20 protein-coding genes are annotated in these 20,559 nt (G+C 65.5%); 9 read left to right on the top strand and 11 right to left on the bottom strand.

Annotated elements, in window-relative coordinates:
* Window positions 1-56 precede the first annotated feature (56 nt).
* Both dapE and LH390_RS04270 read right to left on the bottom strand, forming a co-directional pair.
* Window positions 57-1,259 (bottom strand): succinyl-diaminopimelate desuccinylase, encoded by a 1,203-nt coding sequence (gene dapE / locus LH390_RS04275; protein ID WP_227282471.1) that lies wholly within the window; start codon window positions 1,257-1,259, stop codon window positions 57-59.
* A 6-nt stretch (window positions 1,260-1,265) separates the two neighbouring features.
* Window positions 1,266-2,372, bottom strand: a complete 1,107-nt coding sequence (locus tag LH390_RS04270) for a YhgE/Pip domain-containing protein (protein WP_227282472.1) — start codon at window positions 2,370-2,372, stop codon at window positions 1,266-1,268.
* Between the two features lie 200 nt (window positions 2,373-2,572).
* Here LH390_RS04270 and LH390_RS04265 point away from each other — a divergent pair, with 200 nt between their 5' ends.
* The 7 genes from LH390_RS04265 (at window position 2,573) to LH390_RS04235 (ending at window position 9,318) form a co-directional block, all read left to right on the top strand.
* A complete protein-coding gene (locus LH390_RS04265; protein ID WP_227282473.1) occupies window positions 2,573-3,193 on the top strand; it encodes a TetR/AcrR family transcriptional regulator in 621 nt (206 codons plus the stop codon).
* Between the two features lie 56 nt (window positions 3,194-3,249).
* Window positions 3,250-4,644, top strand: a complete 1,395-nt coding sequence (locus LH390_RS04260; protein WP_227282474.1) for an amino acid permease — start codon at window positions 3,250-3,252, stop codon at window positions 4,642-4,644.
* A 39-nt stretch (window positions 4,645-4,683) separates the two neighbouring features.
* Window positions 4,684-6,057: an amino acid permease gene (locus LH390_RS04255; protein ID WP_227282475.1), complete on the top strand. Its 1,374-nt coding sequence runs from the start codon at window positions 4,684-4,686 to the stop codon at window positions 6,055-6,057.
* A gap of 47 nt (window positions 6,058-6,104) precedes the next feature.
* Window positions 6,105-7,478 (top strand): amino acid permease, encoded by a 1,374-nt coding sequence (locus LH390_RS04250; RefSeq protein WP_227282476.1) that lies wholly within the window; start codon window positions 6,105-6,107, stop codon window positions 7,476-7,478.
* Entirely contained in the window at window positions 7,475-8,452 is a 978-nt protein-coding gene (gene dapD / locus LH390_RS04245) for a 2,3,4,5-tetrahydropyridine-2,6-dicarboxylate N-succinyltransferase (protein WP_227282477.1), read from the top strand. The genes LH390_RS04250 and dapD overlap by 4 nt, the downstream gene beginning before the upstream one ends.
* Window positions 8,453-8,611: 159 nt before the next feature.
* Window positions 8,612-8,839 (top strand): helix-turn-helix transcriptional regulator, encoded by a 228-nt coding sequence (locus LH390_RS04240; RefSeq protein WP_227282478.1) that lies wholly within the window; start codon window positions 8,612-8,614, stop codon window positions 8,837-8,839.
* On the top strand, window positions 8,836-9,318 hold the full coding sequence (locus tag LH390_RS04235; RefSeq protein WP_227282479.1) for a hypothetical protein: 483 nt from the start codon (window positions 8,836-8,838) through the stop codon (window positions 9,316-9,318). The genes LH390_RS04240 and LH390_RS04235 overlap by 4 nt, the downstream gene beginning before the upstream one ends.
* On the opposite strand, the gene LH390_RS04230 is transcribed toward LH390_RS04235, so the two are convergent.
* The 8 genes from LH390_RS04230 to typA all read right to left on the bottom strand — a co-directional run bounded on the left by LH390_RS04230 (window position 9,315) and on the right by typA (window position 17,515).
* Complete coding sequence (locus LH390_RS04230; protein WP_227282480.1) at window positions 9,315-9,884, bottom strand: GtrA family protein; 570 nt, start codon at window positions 9,882-9,884, stop codon at window positions 9,315-9,317. The genes LH390_RS04235 and LH390_RS04230 overlap by 4 nt on opposite strands.
* Window positions 9,885-9,917: 33 nt before the next feature.
* The gene (locus tag LH390_RS04225; RefSeq protein WP_227282481.1) at window positions 9,918-10,787 is read right to left on the bottom strand and encodes a pseudouridine synthase; all 870 of its coding nucleotides are present in this window, start codon (window positions 10,785-10,787) and stop codon (window positions 9,918-9,920) included.
* 27 nt (window positions 10,788-10,814) lie between these two features.
* Window positions 10,815-11,939: a succinyldiaminopimelate transaminase gene (gene dapC / locus LH390_RS04220; RefSeq protein ID WP_227282482.1), complete on the bottom strand. Its 1,125-nt coding sequence runs from the start codon at window positions 11,937-11,939 to the stop codon at window positions 10,815-10,817.
* Window positions 11,940-12,078: 139 nt separating this feature from the next.
* Window positions 12,079-12,402, bottom strand: coding sequence for a ferredoxin (gene fdxA, locus LH390_RS04215; RefSeq protein WP_227282483.1), 324 nt, complete (start codon window positions 12,400-12,402; stop codon window positions 12,079-12,081).
* Window positions 12,403-12,545: 143 nt separating this feature from the next.
* On the bottom strand, window positions 12,546-12,968 hold the full coding sequence (locus LH390_RS04210; protein ID WP_227282484.1) for a hypothetical protein: 423 nt from the start codon (window positions 12,966-12,968) through the stop codon (window positions 12,546-12,548).
* Entirely contained in the window at window positions 12,962-13,861 is a 900-nt protein-coding gene (gene mshB / locus LH390_RS04205) for an N-acetyl-1-D-myo-inositol-2-amino-2-deoxy-alpha-D-glucopyranoside deacetylase (protein ID WP_227282485.1), read from the bottom strand. The genes LH390_RS04210 and mshB overlap by 7 nt, the downstream gene beginning before the upstream one ends.
* Window positions 13,861-15,570, bottom strand: a complete 1,710-nt coding sequence (locus tag LH390_RS04200; RefSeq protein WP_227282486.1) for an ABC transporter family substrate-binding protein — start codon at window positions 15,568-15,570, stop codon at window positions 13,861-13,863. The genes mshB and LH390_RS04200 overlap by 1 nt, the downstream gene beginning before the upstream one ends.
* Before the next feature lie 31 nt (window positions 15,571-15,601).
* Window positions 15,602-17,515, bottom strand: a complete 1,914-nt coding sequence (gene typA / locus LH390_RS04195; protein ID WP_227282487.1) for a translational GTPase TypA — start codon at window positions 17,513-17,515, stop codon at window positions 15,602-15,604.
* A 545-nt stretch (window positions 17,516-18,060) separates the two neighbouring features.
* Between typA and LH390_RS04190 the strand changes: the two genes are divergently transcribed.
* Both LH390_RS04190 and LH390_RS04185 read left to right on the top strand, forming a co-directional pair.
* Window positions 18,061-18,723, top strand: a complete 663-nt coding sequence (locus LH390_RS04190) for an Rv1157c family protein (protein ID WP_227282488.1) — start codon at window positions 18,061-18,063, stop codon at window positions 18,721-18,723.
* Between the two features lie 31 nt (window positions 18,724-18,754).
* Window positions 18,755-19,288, top strand: a complete 534-nt coding sequence (locus LH390_RS04185) for a ribonuclease FAU-1 family protein (protein WP_227282489.1) — start codon at window positions 18,755-18,757, stop codon at window positions 19,286-19,288.
* On the opposite strand, the gene LH390_RS04180 is transcribed toward LH390_RS04185, so the two are convergent.
* Complete coding sequence (locus tag LH390_RS04180) at window positions 19,285-20,472, bottom strand: MFS transporter (protein WP_227282490.1); 1,188 nt, start codon at window positions 20,470-20,472, stop codon at window positions 19,285-19,287. The genes LH390_RS04185 and LH390_RS04180 overlap by 4 nt on opposite strands.
* Window positions 20,473-20,559 lie beyond the last annotated feature (87 nt).

The following is a 20,559-nucleotide window of genomic DNA, read 5'->3' as shown; positions in this document are numbered from 1 at the left end:
TTGTCTGGGGTTGGGTTTTTCTCTGCTGCCACGGATGACAACCTAGCGCCTTGGGCTCAGGATTGCTGGGTACGCGCGGTGAGGTAGATGCTCAAAGCGTGCGCTACCCGCGTGATGTGTTCGACAGGGCACTGCTCATCGCGCTTATGCGCGTACCCGGGGTCGCCGCAGCCAAGGTTCAGGGCGGGCACTCCCGCGGCCGCGAACCGGGCGACGTCGGTCCAGCCGTATTTGGCGCGCACGGTGCCCCCGAGGGCGTCGATAAGCTCCTGGGTGACGGGGCTGCCCAGGCCGGGGTGCGCGGCGGCGGAGACGTCATCAGGCTCCCAGGACAGCTGATCATCATCGCCCAAGGCCAACACGTCGAGCAGGTGGGCCATCGCCTCGTCGGTGGAGCGATCCGGGGCGAAGCGGAAGTTGACAAAGCACCAGGCCTCATCCGGGATGGTGTTGGTGGCCACCCCGCCTTCGACGTGGACCACGTTGAGTCCCTCCCGGTAGACGCACCCGCCCAGGTCGACGGCATCGCGCGGCTGGTAGTCCGCCACCCGCTTGAGCACCGGGGTCAGGCGGTGGATGGCGTTATCACCCAGCCAGGCGCGCGCAGAATGCGCCCGGGTGCCGCGGGCGGTGATTCTCAGCCGGATGGAGCCCTGGCAGCCGGCCTCGATGTCGCCGCCAGTGGGCTCCCCCAGCAGGGCCAGGTCCGCGTGCAGCCAGTCCGGTAGCTCGCGCTGAATGTAGGCCAGGCCGTTGTATTGGGAGGCGACCTCTTCAGCCTCGTAGCAGATCAGCGTGAGGTCGCGGCTCAAGTCTGCGCTGCGGGCGAGCGTGGCAAAAGCATGCAGGTAGACGGCCATGCCGGATTTCATATCCACCGACCCGCAGCCGTGGAGAATGCCGTGGTCCAGCCGCGAGGGGACGTTATCGGCGATGGGCACCGTATCGATGTGCCCGGCCAGGATCACCCGCTGGTCTAAACCGCGATGTGTGCGGGCGAGCACGTTGTTGCGCACCCGCAGGATCTCAATGGGTGCGGGTGCGCCCGCCTGCGCCCCGGCGTCGCCGAACTGGGCGCGCAGCGCGGCCTCAATGGCATCGGCAATGCGGGCCTCCTTGTGTGACTCGCTGGGAATGTCCACCAAGGCCTGGGTCAGGGCGACGGGGTCTGCGCACAGGTCTAGCCGGGGCAGGGGTTGCTGGTTGGCCTCAGCGGGCGAGGAGGGCTCTTCGGGGCGGGCGTGACGCGGGCTGTTCATGCCCCGTTAGCCTACGCGGGACGCCGGTTTGCGGCTTTCTCCCCACACCAGCACCGCCGCACCAACCAGGATCCACAAGGCCAGCGCCCACCACTGCTGCGTGGCACCCGCGCCGTCGAAGAAGGCCACCGAGCGCAGCGCGTGCCCGGCCGCGCCGATGGGCATCCACTGGCCCAGCGCGCCCCAACCTTGCGGCAGCCACCACCATCCGGTGGCCAGGCCGGACAGCGGGTTGGACACGAAGATGGTCAGGATCGCGGCGATACCCACCCCGCCCAGGCCAAGCCACGATCCGAGCCCGGTGGCCACAAAGGACGTCGCGGCGATACCTGCCGCGATGGTGGCGGTGGTGGCCCACACGTTCGCATCAAGGGTCCCGTAACCCCAGGTCAGGATCGCGGAGACGATGAAACCGCCGACCAGGCTCACTCCGATGACGCCGCACAGTTTCTCCCACACGGCGCGCCGGCGCAGCAGCAGGGTAATCAATGCGCCCGAGACCATCCCGCCGAAAGCAAGGGGCAAACCAAGCGCGCTCAGGCCGGTGCCGGAGGGATCCTTCTCCGTCAGCGGGGCCACGTCGGTGGAGGTCACGTCCATTCCTTGGACCCGGAAGCTTTCTGCCACGCCGGTGAGCAGCTGGCCGTAAGGCGCGCCGTTGGCGGCGGCAGTGTAGACGGTGACCTGATTGGCCTGGGGGTCAACCACCAGGGCGCCGACCGCCTCGCGTTGGGCTACGGCCTCGCGGGCGGCGTCGGGGCTTGCGGCGTGGCGCAGATCGAGGGCGTCCGGCTGCTGGTGCTGGAGCGCGGCATCGAGCTTATCGACGACCTGCGCCGGCGCCGCGATCTCTACAGGCAGGTGATGCGGCCCCGAGGCATTCATGGGGGCAAGGAAGGAAAAGAGCATGGCGGCGATGACCACCGGCAGACCGACGACCAGGGCGGTAACAATCGCCCAGGCGTTCCGGGGCTTCGACTCCTGCGCTTCCTGCGCCTTCTGCGCTTCCTGCGCTTCCCGGTGCTCACCCAGGGCTGCCGGGTTGAGCTGAAGGTTGTCATCGGTGTCAGGTAGATCCCCATATGGGGAGGCGTGCTCGGGGTGGTGTGTCATGAGGGGGCCTTTCTGAGCTGGACGGAAAGTCATGGGTCAGAGGTAGGATGGCCACGACGATTCAAACGGAACACCGTGATCCACTTACGCAAACGGATCATAGTGTGCCGGTTCTCTCTGTGCAATACCCTTAAAAAAGAACACCGACTCCCCCACCTCAGCCCCGAAAACCCAAGAAACCCAAGAACCCAAGGACCCTCATGCGCGCCGACGCCCAAGCCAACCGCGAAGCCATCCTCGATGCCGCCGAGGAGCTATTTGCGCAACGCGGACCGGAGGTCTCCTTTCGCGCTATCGCCCGCCACGCCCATGTGGGCATAGCCACTGTGCAGCGGCACTTCCCGGACCGACTCAGCCTCTTTAGCGGCATGTCAGAACGCGTGCTTGACGCCTTCTACCAGGCACTACAGCGCCATGACGCCCAGTGGGATGCCAACCCCGCCACGGCATGGCACGACACCATTAGCGATCTAGTGACCTCCCAGCTCGTCCCCCTGATCTCCATTTTCACCCCCTATCTCCTCGAACACGGCCACGAAGAGCTTGCCCGCCACCTCACCGACACCATCGTGTCCAACGTGCACACCGCCTATGCAGACCTCCTAGCCCGCGCCGAAGCCAACGCTTTAGTTCCCGCCGGGCTGGACCCGCTGCGCTTTCACCTAGGGCTTGTCTCCATCGCCCGGCCCTTACCCGACATCACCCACCAGCTTGCCCCGCGCCAGCCCCAGTGGCTCGTCGCACTCTACCTTGAGGGGCTGCACTCCCAGGCGGAAAAGCAGCAGCCCTCCCCCGCGCAGGATCGCAAGGAGCAAAAGTAGACCACACAGGCCACTTCGTGCACCGGTGCGGATTCGTTCACGCTACAGTTTCACCTATGCCAGACAACACCACCGTAGACGCCGGCACCGGCGCAGCACTGGGCCGCGGGCTGCGCACCCGGCACCTGACCATGATGGGATTGGGTTCTGCCATCGGCGCCGGGCTTTTCCTGGGCACCGGGGTGGGCATCCGCGCCGCCGGACCCGCCGTCATCATCGCCTACGCCGTCACCGGCGTCATCACCGTCCTGATCATGCGGATGCTCGGCGAGATGGTTGCCGCCCGCCCCTCCGCGGGGACCTTCTCCTCCTACGCCGAGCAGGCCTTTGGGCCCTGGGCGGGCTTTTCCGTCGGCTGGCTGTACTGGTTCATGATGATCATGATCATGGGCGCGGAGATGACCGGCGCCGCGGCCATCATGGGCGCCTGGTTTGGCATCCCGGCCTGGGTGCCCGCGCTGATTGCGGTGGCCGTGTTGGCCGCCGTCAACCTGGCCAGCGTCCGCGGCTTCGGCGAGTTTGAGTTCTGGTTCGCCTTTGTCAAGGTTGCCGTGATCATCGCCTTCCTCATCATCGGCGTGGCCCTGATCTTCGGTTGGCTGCCGGGCCACTCCTTCGTGGGCACCCACAACATCACGGCGGAAGGCTTCATGCCCTCCGGCGTGTCTGGCGTGGCCGCAGGCCTGCTGGCGGTGGCCTTTGCCTTCGGCGGCATCGAGCTGGTGACCATTGCGGCGGCAGAATCGGAGGATCCGCAGCGCTCCGTGCACACTGCGGTCAATTCGATCATCTGGCGCATCGGGCTGTTCTACATCGGGTCGGTGCTGGTGATTAGTTTCCTGCTGCCCTTGCAGGAGATTAAGGGCGCCCAGACTGCGGCGGAGTCTCCTTTCACCATGGTGTTGGACATGGCGGGCATTCCCGGCGTGGTGGGAATCATGGAGGTTGTCATTGTCTTGGCCCTGCTCAGCGCGTTTAATGCGCAGCTGTACGGGTCGTCGCGGCTGTGCTACTCGCTTGCCGAACGCGGCGATGCCCCCGCCATCTTCCGCCAGGTCTCCGTTGCCCAGGTGCCCATCCCCGCGGTGGTGCTCTCCGTGATTTTTGCCTTCGGCTCGGTGGGCCTGCAATGGTGGAATCCGCCGGGCTTGCTGGACTTCCTGCTCAGCTCCATCGGCGGATGCTTGGTGGTCATCTGGGTCACGGTCATCGCTTCCTACCTGCGGATTCACCCGATCCTGGAGCGCCGCGGCGAGATCACCAGCGTGCGCATGTGGGGCTATCCCTGGGCGGCGTGGGCCACGGCCGCGGCCGTGGGGGCCATCGTGTGCCTCATGCTCGCCGACCCCGTTGCGCGCACCCAGGTGCTCGCTGTGACGGTGGTCTGCGCGGTCATCCTGCTCGCCGCCGCTGCCTCGTTTGCTTTCCGACGCCGCCGCCGCGCGGCCTAAAGCTCCACCTTCCACCACACTCGTGAAAGCGGGACGTTGATGTCTACTACCACTGCGCTGAGCAATGGATTAAAAACTCGCCACTTGACCATGATGGGCCTGGGCTCGGCTATCGGCGCCGGGCTGTTTTTGGGCACCGGCGTGGGTATCCGCGCCGCAGGCCCGGCGGTGATCCTGGCCTATGCCATGGCTGGCGCGGTGGTCATGGTGGTCATGCGTATGCTCGGGGAAATGGGCGCCGCCCACCCAGCCACTGGGTCTTTTGCCGCCTACGCCCGCCTGGCATTTGGCCACTGGGCAGGGTTTTCCATCGGCTGGCTCTTCTGGCTGAACATGGTGCTGGTTCTGGGCGCGGAGATGACCGGCGCGGCGGCCATCATGGGCGCCTGGTTTGGTGTGGACCCGTGGATCCCGGCGCTGATCTGCGTGGTGTTTTTCGCCGTGGTCAATTTCGCGCGCGTGCGCGGCTTCGGCGAGTTCGAGTTCTGGTTTTCCTTCATCAAAGTCGCCGTGATCATCATCTTTTTGGTGTTGGGCGTCGCCCAGATTTTCGGATGGCTGCCGGGCCACTCCTTCGTGGGCACCACGCACTTCCTCGGCGATGGCTTCATGCCCCAGGGCTGGCCGGGGGTGGCGGCCGGCCTGTTGGCGGTGGCCTTTGCTTTTGGCGGCATTGAAATCGTGACCATCGCCGCGGCGGAATCAGAAGATCCCCAGACCTCCATTCGGCGGGCAACCAACTCGGTGATGTGGCGCATCGGCCTGTTCTATGTGGGCACCGTCCTGGTGATTACGTTCCTGCTGCCCTTCAGCCAGATCCGCGGGGCAACCTCCGCCGCCGAATCGCCTTTCACCCAGGTGCTCGACATGGCCGGCATCCCGGGCGTGGTGGGCGTGATGGAGGTGGTCATCGTGGCGAGCCTGCTGTCTGCATTCAACGCCCAGATCTACGCGTCGTCCCGTATGGTGTACTCCCTTGCGTGCGAGCATGACGCGCCGCGGTTGTTTGCCCGGCTGACGCGCCACGAGGTCCCCATCAACGCCGTGGTGCTGTCCATGATCTGCGCGTTCGCTTCTGTGGGCCTGCAGTGGTGGAACCCCACCGGGCTGTTGGACTTCCTGCTCAACTCGGTCGGCGGGATTCTCATCCTCATCTGGATTGTGGTGGCCGCCAGCTACCTGCGGCTGCACCCCCGGCTGGTCGCCAGCGGCGCGCTGGGCTCGGTCCGCCTCGGCGGATACCCGTGGCTGCCCTGGGCGGCGATCATCGCGTTGGGCGGGTTTGTGCTGCTCATGTTGTTTGATCCTTCTTCGCGGGGGCAGGTGACATCCGTGAGCATTGTCTTTGCGGTCCTCGTCGCCGCGTCCTTTGTGGTTGGGGCCGCGCACAAGCGTTCCGCCGACATGGGATAAATTGATCTGACTCTTGTTTTCCTTCACTGACACCGAGGCCGAGGCCAATGACTGAAAAAACGACACTTGGTTCCGGGTTAAAAACCCGGCACCTGACCATGATGGGGCTGGGATCGTCGGTGGGCGCCGGGCTTTTCCTGGGCACCGGCGTGGGCATCCGCGCCGCCGGGCCCGCGATCTTGCTGGCCTACCTGCTGGCCGGGCTGATGATTGTCATGGTCATGCAGATGCTCGGAGAGATGGCGTCTGCGCGCCCCGCCTCTGGGGCCTTTTCCGCCTACGCCCGGCAAGGGTTGGGCCACTGGGCGGGCTTTACCCTGGGGTGGCTGTATTGGTTCATGCTCATCATGGTGCTCGGCGCGGAGATGACCGGCGCCGCAGCAATCATGGGCGCCTGGTTTGGTGTGGACCCGTGGATCCCGGCGCTGATCTGCGTGGTGTTCTTCGCCGTGGTCAACTTGGGCCAGGTCAAGGGCTTCGGCGAGTTCGAATTCTGGTTCGCCTTTATCAAGGTGGCCGTGATCATCGGATTCTTGGTGGTCGGAGTGGCCTTGATCTTCGGCTGGCTGCCCGGTCACCCCGCGGTGGGGCTGACGCACATTCGGGATTCTGGCTTTATGCCCAACGGCTGGCCGGGCATGGCCGCGGGCTTGCTGGCGGTGGCCTTCGCTTTCGGCGGCATTGAGATCGTGACCATCGCGGCGGCAGAATCCCATGATCCGCAGCGCGCGATCGCCACCGCGGTGCGCTCGATCATCTGGCGCATCTCGCTGTTTTATTTGGGCTCGGTGGTGGTGATTTGTTTCCTCATGCCGTTCTCGGAGATCCGCGGGGCGGATTCTGCTGCGGAATCTCCCTTCACCACCATCTTGACCATGACCGGCGCCCCGGGCGTGGTGGGCTTCATGGAGCTGATCATCGTTTTGGCGCTGCTGTCTGCCTTTAACGCCCAGATTTATGCGTCCTCGCGGCTGTGCTATTCGCTGGCGTTGGAGGGGGATTCGCCGCGGATGTTTGCGGTGACCTCGCGCGCGGGCGTGCCCATCAATTCGGTGATCATGTCCATGTTCTTCGCCTTCGTCTCCGTGGGCTTGCAGTGGTGGAATCCCCCGGGCCTGTTGGACTTCCTGCTCAATGCCGTGGGCGGGTGCCTGGTGGTCATTTGGTTAATGATCTGCGGCAGCTACCTGCGCCTGCACCCCAAGCTGGTGGCTGGCGGGGAGTTGTCCAAGGTGCGCATGTGGGGCCACCCCTGGCTGCCGTGGGCCACGGTAGCCGGCTTTGTGGGCCTGGTGGTACTCATGCTATTTGATTCCTCCTCGCGCGCGCAGATCTTCTCGGTGAGCATTCTGACGTTGGGCCTGGCCGCAGGCTCCCTGTTGACCCGCCGCCGCGGCGATCAGGTAGGTTCGAGGCCATGACTTCTGCTTATGGCCTTGGTGTGGCCACTGTGACCACCGATGGAACCGTGTTGGATGCCTGGTACCCGACTCCCCAGCTTCACGCGCAGGACACTGCGCAGCCGGGCACCCGGGACGTCGATACGCAACAGGCGCCCGCGCAGCTCGCCGCGCTGGCCGGGGCGGATGAGGATCGCGGTGTGCGCCGGGTGGTGGTGGAGACTGCCATCGCGGATCTGGATGCCGCGCCCGCGGACACGTATGACGCCTACCTGCGCCTGCAGCTGCTCTCCCACCGGCTGGTCGCCCCGCACGGGCTGAGCGTGGAGGGCATCTTTGGCAAGCTCAACAACGTGGTGTGGACGAATTTTGGCCCCTGCGCGGTGGCCGATTTTGCCGCCACGCGCGCCCGCCTGGCCGCCCGCGGCCCGGTGACGGTGTACTCGGTGGACAAGTTCCCCCGCATGGTCGATTATGTGGTGCCCACCGGGGTGCGTATTGGTGATGCGGATCGGGTGCGCCTGGGCGCGCACCTGGCGGAGGGCACCACCGTCATGCACGAGGGCTTTGTCAACTTCAACGCCGGCACGCTGGGCAACTCTATGGTGGAGGGGCGCATCTCCGCCGGTGTGGTGGTTGATGATGGCTCCGACGTCGGCGGCGGCGCCTCGATCATGGGCACCCTGTCCGGCGGCGGCAAGGAGGTCATCTCCATTGGCAAGCGCTGCCTGCTCGGCGCCAATGCGGGCGTAGGGATTTCGCTTGGCGACGACTGCGTGGTCGAGGCAGGCCTCTACGTCACCGCGGGCACGAAGGTCACCGTGCTGGATGCCGTGGCTGAGGCCGCCGGGGTGACCAGCGGCGATACCGTCAAGGCTGCCGCGCTGTCCGGGGCCAGCGGGATCCTGTTCCGCCGCAACTCCGTCACCGGCGCAGTTGAGGCCACCCCATATAAGGCCACCGTGGCGCTCAACGAGGAGCTGCACACCAACTAGCCGCTTAACTCGCGGCCCGCCTCCTTTGGGCCGTCGAATACCCGCCTGCGATCACCCGCAGGCGGGCTTTTTCTTACGCTATCCCGCAAGCCGCCTTGACTCAGTGCCAAGTTTCCTTTACTTTTTAGGTAGCGCATTTGACTTCCACGAAGAGGCTCCATGAACGAACCCACCACAAACATGGTGCGACGCTACCGCCGTTGGGCAGAGCTCACCCAAGCCGAGCTCGCGTCCGCCGTCGGGGTCTCGCGCCAAACAATCGCCAACATCGAAAAGGGCAACTACTCCCCCTCCGTCCACCTCGCCCTGGCGATCTGTGCGGTCCTTCACCGCACCGTAGAAGAGGTTTTTGCCCCCACCGACCCGGAAAGGAATCCGCAGCCGTGAATACGCTCTCCCCCACCAGCTACCTCAAGCGTCTAGACGCCAGCGTCGATGACGAATACGAACGCCACATCCTGCACCGCGCGGCCAGCGTTGCACAGTATTACCACCTGTGGTTCCTGCTGCTCAGTCTGGCCATCACGCCGTGGGTCATCCCCGATCACGCTGTCGTGGCGGTGCTGCTTATGCTCCTCCCCATGACCCTGGCTGGGGCCATCAGCCAGCGGTGGCTGCGCACCTACAATCCACGCCCCCGCATGGTGCACAGCACCGTACTGGAGGTGTTCGGGCGCGTGGCGCTCCTGTGCATCATGTTGTGGGGTATCGCCCGCACAGAGTTTTCCGGAGAAATCTCCGGGGTCATCTCGCTCATCGTGTTTGCTGTGGTTTTTGGCATCCTGACACTGACTGTCAGCCCGCGACTGACGCGGCGGGCCCGGGAGCGGGAGGCAGACAACCTGGCCAAGAGCGGCCAGGACTAAGCCGCCGGCTCCTCCTGAGCGACCACCACCACGCGCTTGCCGCGGAAGGTCCACAACTTATTGATCACAAAATTGATCGGCATGGCCACCAGCGTGGCAATGAGATTCGCCCAATAGTGCTTAGTGCGCAGCCCACTGGAGCCGTCAAAGAACGCGTCCGATAGCGCGATCGGTGATGTGGGATTCATCAGCAGCGTGGCCACCACCTGGGTGACTAAGAAAGCCCCGACGCCGGTGAACAGGAAGGGGAAAAAGCCCCGCCACCAGCTGCGCGTGTTCGCCCCCCGGAAGGTCCACATGCGGTTCATCTGGTAATTCCAGGTATTAGCTACCAGGAATGCAAAGGTGTAATAAATGTGGTACCACCGCACGTTGAACGCGGTACCAAGAATATTCATAAACGGGTCATCAGCGTGTAGTCCGGCGCTCCATAGGCCCATTTTAGTGGCAAAAATCACCGCCGCCATATTGACTATCACTCCGGATCCACCGACGATGCCAAACTGCAGGAATTGGCGCATGCCACCAATTAGGCGCACACGTCTGCTGGCACTGGGCTCGGCCATGGTGATTGTCTCCGGACTAGATTGTCAACAACGCTAACTGGCGCAGTTTACCGCCCCAGACCCGGGCCGCGGAAATTGTTCCGGTACCGCAAAGGTGCGTGTCTGGTTGCTCAGTGGGTCCACCAGGCTCACGCCGATGGCCCGCAGCTGCAACACGTGGCTGAAATCCCCAAGGTCAAGGCCTAGGTCCTCCGGGTAGGTGTCATCGCCACGGATGGGGCTTCCTAGGTGGTTGAGTACGGCCCGAAGCTGGTGGGTGTGCCCGGTGATGGGGCGTAGATCCACCAGGTCGGTGCCGGGGCGGCGGCGCAGCCAGGTGGTGGTTGGCCTGCCGTGCCCCACGGCCACGCCGCGGGCTGCGGGGATGCGGGCCATGGGGGCGTCGATACGCGTCCAGGATGTTGGCAGAAGGTGGGGGTTGCTCACGCGGGCGAGGTAGCGTTTGGACACCCGGTGAAGCTGGAATAGTCGCTGGTAGGCGCCGCGGGTGTCCTGGTGGCGGGAGCACAGAACTATCCCGGATGTCAGCCTGTCCAGGCGGTGGATGGGCACGCAGTCCTGCCCGTAGGCCAGCCGGAGCCGGGTTTGTAGGGTGTTGCGTACTAGTCGCCCGTTGGATGTGGTGGGCAGGAAGGGGGGCTTGTCCACCACGAGGAGGTCTGCGTCGGCGTGGATCAGGGTGTGGTGGAAGGGAATTTTCGGCTCCGGGCCTAGCTCCGGGTAGTACCAGGCGGGCTGCGGGCGATCGAGCACCGTGCCGGGAGGGATCGGTTGGCCAAAGGCGAAGGGGCTGTCCCCGGCTCGCCCGGCTAGGTAGCGGTGTGCGGGGTCGACGGTCCCGCGCAGGACCACGCGCCGGGCGGGGATGCCGTGGCGTGGTGGTAGCGGGCTGCGGGAGGACACCGGGGCGGGCCTTGTGTGGGTGCCGGCTTAGTCGCGCAGGCGGGCTGCGGCGGCGGCGATGTCTTCATCGGTGGCCGTCAGGGCGATGCGGACGTAGTTTTTCCCGCTGGGACCGTAAAAGTCGCCCGGGGCGACGAGGATTCCGCGCTGGGCCAGCCAGTCGACGGTGGCGCGCCCGTCTTCGCCGCGGGTGGCCCATAGGTAGAGGCCGGCTTCTGAGTGTTCGATGGTCAGCCCGGCATCGCGCACCGCGGCCATGAGGGTGGCGCGCCGGGAGGCGTAGCGCAGCTTTTGCAGTGCTTCTTGGTCATCGTCGGTGCAGGCGGCCACCATGGCGGCTTGGACCGGGTAGGGCACCATGAGTCCGGCGTGCTTGCGCACCAGGGCTAGCTCGGCGATGAGTGCCGGGTCGCCGGCGAGGAAGCCGGCGCGGTAGCTTGCCAGGTTGGAGGTCTTGGATAGGGAGTGCACGGCCAGCAGCCCGGTGTGATCGCCGTCGCACACGCGGGGGTCCAGGATGGATACCGGTGGGTGCTCATCATCCCAGCCCAGGCCCAGGTAGCACTCGTCGGAGACCAGAATCACACCGGTGGCTCGGGCGGCGCGCACGAGTTCGCGCAGCCGCTCGACGCCCAAGACGCGTCCGGTGGGGTTGGCCGGGGAGTTGATAAAGATCAGGTCCGCGTCGCCGGCGACGTCATCGGTGCGCAAGCTTGCCGCCCCGGCCAGTGCGGCGCCGACCTCGTAGGTGGGATAGGCCAGCTCGGGGAAGGCCACGGTGGAGTGCTCCCCCAGCCCTAAGGTGGTGGGCAGCCAGGCAATAGCTTCCTTGGTTCCAACCACGGGCAGGACGGACTCGCGGCTCAGGCCGGTCACACCGTAGCGGCGCTCCAGGGATTCCACGAGGGTGTCCCGCAGCTGTTGGGTGCCAATGGTCTGCGGGTAGCCGGGGTAGCCGGCGGCTTCTGCCAGGGCGAGCTGGATGCCGGGGGCGACGGGGTCAACCGGGGAGCCAACGGAGAGGTTGACCATTCCTTCCGGGTGCGCCTGCGCGGTGGCTTTGGCCTCGGCGATGGTGTCCCAGGGGAAGTCGGGCAAGGTCTGCGCGCGGGGGGTTCGCCGCGGTGAGGTGGGGGAAGTTGGCTCAGTCACGCCCGTCAGCTTACCCCGCGCGCCGCGCGCCTCCGACGAGCAATGGCTTATCGACGCCGCGGCCGCCTTTGCCACGCCCCCGCGCCGCTGTGCACACCCCCACCGCCGCGCGGCCCCCGCGGCGCCCGCGGCGAGGAACCTAGTCCTGGTTTTGCGGGGGTAGCTCGGCCACGTAGGCGGGGTCGAAGTCCTGGGGGCCCAGCTTTTGAGCCCCGCCGGGGGAACCTAAGTCATCAAAGAATGCCGCATTGGCGTCGGTGTAGTCCATCCACTCATCGGGCACGTCATCTTCGTAGAAGATCGCCTCGGTGGGGCATGCGGGTTCGCAGGCGCCGCAGTCGACGCACTCATCAGGGTGGATGTACAGGGAGCGTTTGCCCTCGTAGATGCAGTCCACCGGGCATTCCTCAACGCATGCTCGGTCCATCACGTCCACACACGGCTGTGCGATCACATAGGTCATCTGTTATCTATCACTCCGGAAAACTTGAGGCGCGCTGTGTCGGTCGGGGCTCGCTGACGGCGTGGGCCGCGCAACCAGGGTGCACGGCCGCGCCCGATCACCAAGAAAACGGGTCATCACAATAAGTGACACGCAGTAGTATGTCACTTCCCCCTGACTAGCGGCCAACCACCGCCAGCCATACCTACTACAAGTAAGAGCAGGCTACGCAGGCTTGATCCGACGAGTTGATCGCCTGTCACCGTGACCCAAAAGGTCAGGGTGAGAAACCCTGCCACCCACACCCACAGGGGCACCCCGGCGGCGAGTTTGTTGCGCGTCCATAGCAGCGCGGTGCGGGATAACACCAGGTTAAAGCCCCCGGCGAGGAGGATGGTGTAGGGCACCGGGACCTGCACTCCCCCGGGCAGGCTCACCCAGGCGCTTAAGTAGACCACCTCCAGGAGCACCGAGACCGCAGCCGCCACCGCCAGCCAGGTGATCCCGCCGATGACCTCCGCGCGGGAGACGTCTTGGCGAATAAAAATGTGGCGCTGCGGCTCGTGTGGGCGCGCAGGGTCTACCATTCCAACCCCTCCATCAGATCCGTGCCGCCCGCCGGGACGGTGCCGGCTCCGATGCGGTAGTGCTCGGTGGTGCCCAGCGGCTGGGCGATGAGGTTGGACAGGGCGAACACGCTCGCCGCGGCCTGTGGGTCGGTGGTGGCTGCGGTTGCGGCGTGGGGGTTGGTCAGGCTGGCGGTGGCGTCGGCGATCCACAGCTGCGTGGCGTGGGCCTTCATGGCCGTCAGCTTGGCGGAGTAGTCCTGGTCGGTCAGCTCGACGGCAACATCGAAGCCGTCCAGGCTGGCAATCTCGCCGTCGTTGGCACGCCGCCAGCCCTCCGGGATGCGGCTCAGGGCGTCGAGCCCCCGGTTGAGGTAGCCGGTGTCCGTGACCGACCAGGCGATGCGCTGCACGGGGGCCGTATCGCCCACGGCTGCCACGGCGGCGTGGGTGATCGTGTGGGCCTGGATGTGGTCCGGGTGCCCGTAGCCGCCGTCGGGGCCGTAGGTGATAACCAGGTGGGGGCGCACGCGCACGAGGATGTCCACCAGGTCAGCCACGGCGCGGGTTGTGGCGTTGACAAAGGCGCGCGGATTGGCTGCTGCCGGGGTGCCGGCCATCCCGGAATCCCGGTAGCGTCCTGGGGCTCCCAGGTGGACGCCCTGGACCCCCAGGGCGGTCAGGGAGGCGCGCAGTTCGGCGATGCGAAATCCGCCGAGTTGGTCGCCGTGATCGGCCACTAACTCTTGGTAGGTTTCGCCGATGACCTCGCCTTCCTCCCCCAGCGTGCAGGTGACCACGGTGACGTCTGCGCCGCGGCGGGCCAGGTGCGCCAGGGCACCGCCAGTCCAGATCGCCTCATCGTCGGGGTGTGCGTGCACGGCCACCACGCGCGCACCAGATAGGTCCTTCATCACTTCTTCTTCCAGGTTGCGGCCGCGGATAAGCCCGCGGTCCAGTTCTCCAGGTTCGGGTCCGGTCCTTCCAGGTCCTGCCCGGTGACCAGCAGTCGGGTCTCCTTGAGCAGCGGCAGGCTCAGGTGCGCGGAGGATTCGATGCGGTGGGCAAGCTGCGCGGCATCGTCCTTCCCGCCCAGCGCCGCCACGAGTTGTGGTTGCAGCGCCACATCACAGTAGCCCGACAGGTTGCCCGGCTGCTTATCGACGCCGCAGGAGTACGCGTCCGCCACATCCATCGCCGTCGCACGGCCGGCGGACCACACCACCACCGCATCCACGGTGCCTTCAGGAAGCTGCGTGGCCGCCAGGGTATCTATATCCGTGGCCACGACCCGGGCGGACACCCCCTGGTGGGCCAGCAGGTCCACGATGGTGCGCGCGGCCGCGGACGCCGTGGGGTCGGCGGGATCGGCCGCGATGCGCAGCGCCCGCTTGTGGCTCGCCTCACGCAGCGCCGCCACGTCTTCAGGGCCGGGGGTCACCCCGGCGACGGCGGCGGCGGGGCTCGGCACCTCGAGGGGTGCGGTCCGGCCGGTGGCTAGCCGGGCGACGCGGGGGGCGTCGATAAGCGAAAGGAACGTGGCACGCACCTGCGCGTCGCGCAGCCTTGGTGAGATCGCCGACGCGCGCACCTCGAGCCGGCGGGCCGTGGTCAGCTGGCGGGTCTGCGTGCCGGGGACCAGCCCAAAGGACTCCTGCGTGGTCTGCGCCGGGGTGACGTCGATGAAACTGAGCTGCCCCGAACGCAGCTGATCCGACCCCTCCACCGCAGAACGCACGGGGCGCAGACTCAACACCTCAGTTGCCGCCGGGGCGCTTCCCCAGAAGCGATCATTGCGCCCGAGTTCGATGATCCCGCGGGAGCGATCCACCACCCGCACCATGTAGCGCCCTGCAGAAGCCGGAATGGTGTCGTGCAGCGCGGAAGCAAAATCCTCCCCGGCGACCAGGTGCGAGGGCAGCAGGTGCGCAAAAAGCTCACGCCACTGGGCAACCGGGTAGGCAAAATCCACATCCACCGTCTTGCCCCCACCGCCCACGCGCACAGCGCTGATCGCGCGGTAGCCCGCGGCGCCGACAACGCCGGGGGTAGACACCATCATCCGCCACAGGTAGGCGAAGTCATTGCCGCTCACCGGCGTGCCATCTGACCATTGCGCCTCCGGGGCGATGACATAGTGCACGCTGCGCTGTACCGTGGATCCCTCGGGCGGGGCGACCTCCCGGGCTGAGACCACCAGGTTGGGGTCCGGCTGGCCGTTCTTAAACGGCGAGGGCAGTACGAGGTCTGCAAGCGAGTCGACCAGGGCGCTGGCGTCCGCAGCCAGGTGCGGGTTGAGCCCCGCACGCAGCGGGTCCACGCCCACGTTGATGGTGGAGCGCACCGGCTGCCCAGAGGCGTCCTGCGCGCCCGGGGTGGTGGTGGACTCTGGGTCCTCCTGGTCCGCGTTGTCAGCACCGGCCTCCCCGGGCCGGTTGCCGTCTGGCGAATCCTCAGCTTCGGGATGATCCGCCGCTTCAGCGGCTGGGGGGTCCTCGACCACCGGGGCGGGCCCAGGCCGGGCCACGCAGCCGCCAAGGTTGAGCGCCAGCGCGGCTAGCGTGCCAGAAAGGGCCAGCGCGAGGGCCCGGCTCCCAAGGGGCCGGCGTGTTGGACTACTCACTGTGCCTAGCCTAGTGGGATTGCGCGAAGTCTTACTTATTGCGCGCCTTCTCGCGGGCGCGGGCCCGGCCGCGATCGGTGGCAGACAGCTCCACCTTGCGCACGCGCAGCACGTCCGGGGTGACCTCCACGCACTCGTCGGCGCCGCAGAACTCCATGGCCTCATCCAGCGACAGCGTGTGTGCCTTGGCCAGAGTGACGGTGGCGTCCGCGGTGGCGGAGCGCATGTTGGTCAGCTTCTTTTCCTTGGTGATGTTGATGTCCATATCTTCATCACGATTGTTGGCGCCAACGACCATGCCTTCGTAGGTCTCATCGCCGGGCTCGACGAAGAAGCTGCCGCGGTCTGCCAGCTGGGTCAGCGCGTAGGCGGTGACCTGGCCGGTGCGGTCGGCCACCAGGGATCCGGTGGCGCGGTCCTTAATCTCACCAGCCCAGGGCTCCATGCCATCCGCGTACGAGTTAGCGATGCCGGTGCCGCGGGTTTCCGTCATGAAGGTGGTACGGAAGCCGATCAGCCCGCGGGCAGGCACCCGAAATTCCATGCGGATCCAGTCCGATCCCGGCGTGGTGTCCATGGCCACCATCTGGCCCTTGCGCGCGGCCATCAGCTGGGTGACCGCGCCCTGATGCTCGGCGGGCACGTCAATGACCATGTGCTCGTAGGGCTCATGGATCTTGCCGTCAATGGTCTGGGTGACCACCTGTGGCTTGCCCACGGTCAGCTCGAAGCCCTCGCGCCGCATGGTCTCCACCAGCACGGACAGGGCCATCTCGCCGCGGCCCTGGACCTCCCAGGCGTCCGGGCGCTCGGTGGGCAGCACGCGGATGGACACGTTACCAATCAGCTCCTGGTCCAGGCGGTTCTTCACCAGCCGGGCGGTGAGCTTGGTGCCGCCGCCGCGCCCCGCCATGGGCGAGGTGTTCACGCCCACGGTCATGGAGATCGCCGGCTCATCGACGGTGATGCGCGGCAGCGGGTTGGGATGCTCCAGATCCGCCAGCGTATCGCCGATCATGATCTCATCGATGCCAGAGACGGCCGCGATGTCGCCGGCGATGACCTCTTCCGCAGGCACGCGGTTAACGCCCTCGGTGCGCAGCAGCTCGGCGATCTTGACGTCCTTGATGTGGCTGTTGCCCTCGGCGTCGTAATGGATCCAGGCGACGTGCTGGCCCTTCTTCAACGACCCGGAGTGGATGCGCACCAGACCAATGCGCCCCAGGAAGGAGCTGGAGTCCAGGTTGGTCACGTGGGCTTGCAGCGGGCCATCAATGGTGGCCGAGGGCTCCGGCAGGACGTCATAGATGACGTCAAAGAGCGGCTGCAGGTCCGGCGAGTCCGGCACGTTGCCGTTGCCCGGGTTGGTGGTGGCGCACTTGCCCTCACGCCCGGAGGCGTAGAGCACCGGCAGGTCCAGCAGCTGCTCGGCGGCCTCAGCGGCCTCCGGGTCATCCAGGCCGGCGGCCAGCTCCAGCAGCAGGTCCTGGGACTGCTCCACCACCTCATCGATGCGCGCATCCGGGCGGTCGGTCTTGTTGACCAGGATGATCACCGGCATCTTCGCGGCGAGCGCCTTGCCCAACACGAAGCGGGTCTGCGGGAGGGGGCCCTCGGCGGCGTCGACAAGCAGCACCACGCCATCGACCATGGACAGCGCGCGCTCGACCTCCCCACCAAAGTCCGCGTGGCCGGGCGTATCAATGACGTTGATGATCAGGTCCTGGCCGTCCTTGCCCAGGCCCTTGCGGTGGATGGCCGTGTTCTTGGCCAGGATGGTGATGCCCTTTTCCTTTTCCAGGTCACCAGAATCCATCACGCGGTCGGTGACCTCGCCGTGATCGCCAAACACGCCGGACTGCTCCAGCATTGCGTTGACGAGGGTGGTCTTGCCGTGGTCGACGTGCGCGACGATGGCAACGTTACGGAATTCTGGATGGCTCACTAGCGGGAAACTCCTGAAGCACTCAAGTAGCAAAAATGTATGCGCCGCGCTCGCACAGACCACCGTGAGCCCGGCCACGCGCGCATGGACCGGAAAGACACTACCCCCTTTTGCCCGCCAGTGCACGCCGAGCAGCGCGTATCGCGCAGTGCTGCTTCACTCCCCGGCTATCTGCTCGTGTATCAGCTCGCATTTCTGCTTGCTTATCTGCTTGCTTATCGACGCCCCGCCGCCCCCGTTTGCGCGACCGTTGCGGCGGATCACAGGAAAATTGTTTTGGCACCAAAATTTCCCTGCCTGCCTGGGGTGCTGTGAATGACAACCCACCAAAATCGCAGCACAGATAGCACACAATCTACCCACAGCCGGGACCAACGCGCTATGGTGAAGGATTAGTGTGCACAGGTTCACCGCCGCCGTGCTTCGCGCGCGGTGGTGTGCTCGCCCGTGGCGTCCTTGCCCCGCGCTTGGTGGCGCCACTTCGCGCTTCACTGTGCCCGACTGTGCCCTTGTTTACTTCCGCACTACAGAAAAGAGCCCTCGCCGTGCCGCGTATCCGCCTGCTGTCTGCCACTGCCGCTGTAGCCTGCACCGCCGCGCTAGCACTAAGCCCCACCGCCGGAGCGGTTCCCGGAGCCGAAAACCTGCCAGAAGGCCCCATGCTCCAGCCCACCGCCGAGCAGCTCAACCAGGTCCGCGACTTCGCCGCCCAGCCCTGGCTGCCCCAACAACTGCGCGACACCCTCAACGCGGCCATCGCCTTCTACGAAGGCACCGCCGCCCCCGGAGACGTTGAGCTTCCCGAAAACGCCCCCCACGTAGCCCAGTTCTATTGGCCCACCGTCGCCGGCAACTGCATCAACGGGCTGAACTCCGTAGGCACCGCCATTGGGGTACCCGGCCCCTCCCCCATCCCCGCACCCGGCGCCGGCGCCGAAGACACCGCCTTCCTGTTCACTGCCCTGGGAACCTCCGCCGCGCTGCCAGAACAAGGCCACATGAAGGTCAACTGGATCAACCTGGACACCATGGCCACCGGCGAGACCCAGCTGAACAACTACGGCGTCAACCCCCAAGGGCCCGCCACCCTGTCCGGCACCGCCACTACCGGCCGCGGCACCATCATCGCCGTCATCAGCGGCGCCGTGGCAACCCAAGACGCCACCTGCAACTATGCCCCCACCGCCGGGGTCATCCACCACGGGTAGCCCCCTCAGACGCACCCTCTTTTAGGTACCCATGGGCAAGCTTCACGCGATCAAACGGGAAACCTTTGACGTCTCCCGCGCCATCAACATTGACCCCAAAGGCTTCGAGCGGGCAGTCGATACCTACCGGGAGGCCGCATGGGGCCTGTATATGGCCCGCGGGGCAAACCACCCGCGTTTTGGATACCTTGAGTCCTGGCTACTTCCCGAGCTAGACCTGCGGGTCAACATCTTCCACCACCGCGCGCCACGCCCCTTCGAGTACTACATCGATGTTGCAGCCATCACCCGCACAGCGCAGGTGTGGCACACCCGGGACCTCTACGTGGACCTCATTTGCGTGCCTGGCCAACCGGTCACCGTTGATGACCTCGATGAGCTTTCCGACGCCCTAGCAGCAGGGCTCATCTCCCCCGAAGAAGGCACCCGCGCGCTGAAAGCCACCACCCGCGCCATCGACGGCATCGCCCGGTGCGGGGATGACCCGATGGCGTGGCTGAGTTCCCTCGGCGTTGAGCTGGAGTGGGCCCGCCCAGAAAACCTGGAACTGACTCCGGCTGATTAAGTGTGCGACGCGGTCTTCGCGTTCCATCTCCCCCACAAAGGAAACAGACTGGCAACCCCAGCCGTGCATAGTGCAACGCCCACCCACAATGACGTCTGCGTGCCGCTCAGCCTCGAGCACAGTGCGAACACGAGCATGCCGCAGGGAATGGCAACTGTATTAACCAGTTGGTCTCGGGTGGCAAATATGTGAACCAGATCGCCATCACCGCCACCGAGAGTCTGCCCGACGGTGTCCCAACAAACTCCAGACACTGTGACCCACAGTGACCCAAGGGCGGCAACTGCAACAACAATCCACACGGTACCAATGGCTGCATAGGCGATAATCTGAGCGGCAAAGGCCACGCACGCGATAGTATGCACACCCACCCAACGCGATACCGACGGGCGAAGTATCAAAAGCAGAGCCGATCCACAGAGGGAACCTACGGCAACACCCGTAGCCACGCTTGCCCAGGCAGCTTCCCCATGAAAACCCATAATGTGGGTTGGCGCCGCAATCCCCACCAGCCCCACAGCGCAGGACACAAAGAACCAGCTAGACAGCCCCCAGGAGACCCACCGCGGCAAAGCTCCGGAAGTGCTCTTTGCTGTCCTGCTCCCCAATGATGTGGAACGCGTTGCCCAGAACCGCAGAAGCACCATCGTGGACAAGACGAAGCTCAGGGTATCTATGAAAAGCACACCCGAAAAGCCACAAGAAAGCATCAACAGTGTGCCCAGCACAGGGCCGGCGATGGCAAAGGTGTCTCCAATTGCAGAAAATACGGCATTTGCTCTTCCAAGGCTTCGTTGTGGACAAATGGCCGGCAAGAGACTAAATCGGGCTGGATTGAAAAATGACGTCGCAAGGCCATAGATCGCCGAAGACACCACCATCGCTGCCGGCAGCATATAACCAGCGCTCACGCTAACAAGTAAACCCCCTTGCGCTACTGCCCGAATAACATCCGCGATGATCATGATCCGGCCTGGACGGAGCATATCCGGCATACGCCTGGCGGCTGTGGCGCCAACCAAACGCCCCGCCCACAATGCCATCAATACCCAGGTGAGCAACGCCCCCTCAGGACTCAGGCGAGTCGACTCAATGGCAAAAGCAATGGGGATCAGACAATCTCCAAAACCTGACAGTAGCAACGACAGGCCCAGGTAAAGGACCGGACTACGCAGATTACTCACACGCGTTGCCCTCCGCTGTTCGGCAAAGAATATGATCACCTCGTCCCGCAAAACGGAAAATAGGGGATTGGTAGTTCCAGAGACGCT

Origin of the sequence: Corynebacterium uberis (genome assembly GCF_020616335.1) — a bacterium.
Lineage (GTDB): Bacteria > Actinomycetota > Actinomycetes > Mycobacteriales > Mycobacteriaceae > Corynebacterium > Corynebacterium uberis.
Note: the sequence above shows the minus strand (reverse complement) of the source record. Positions and strands in the feature narration are given on the sequence as shown.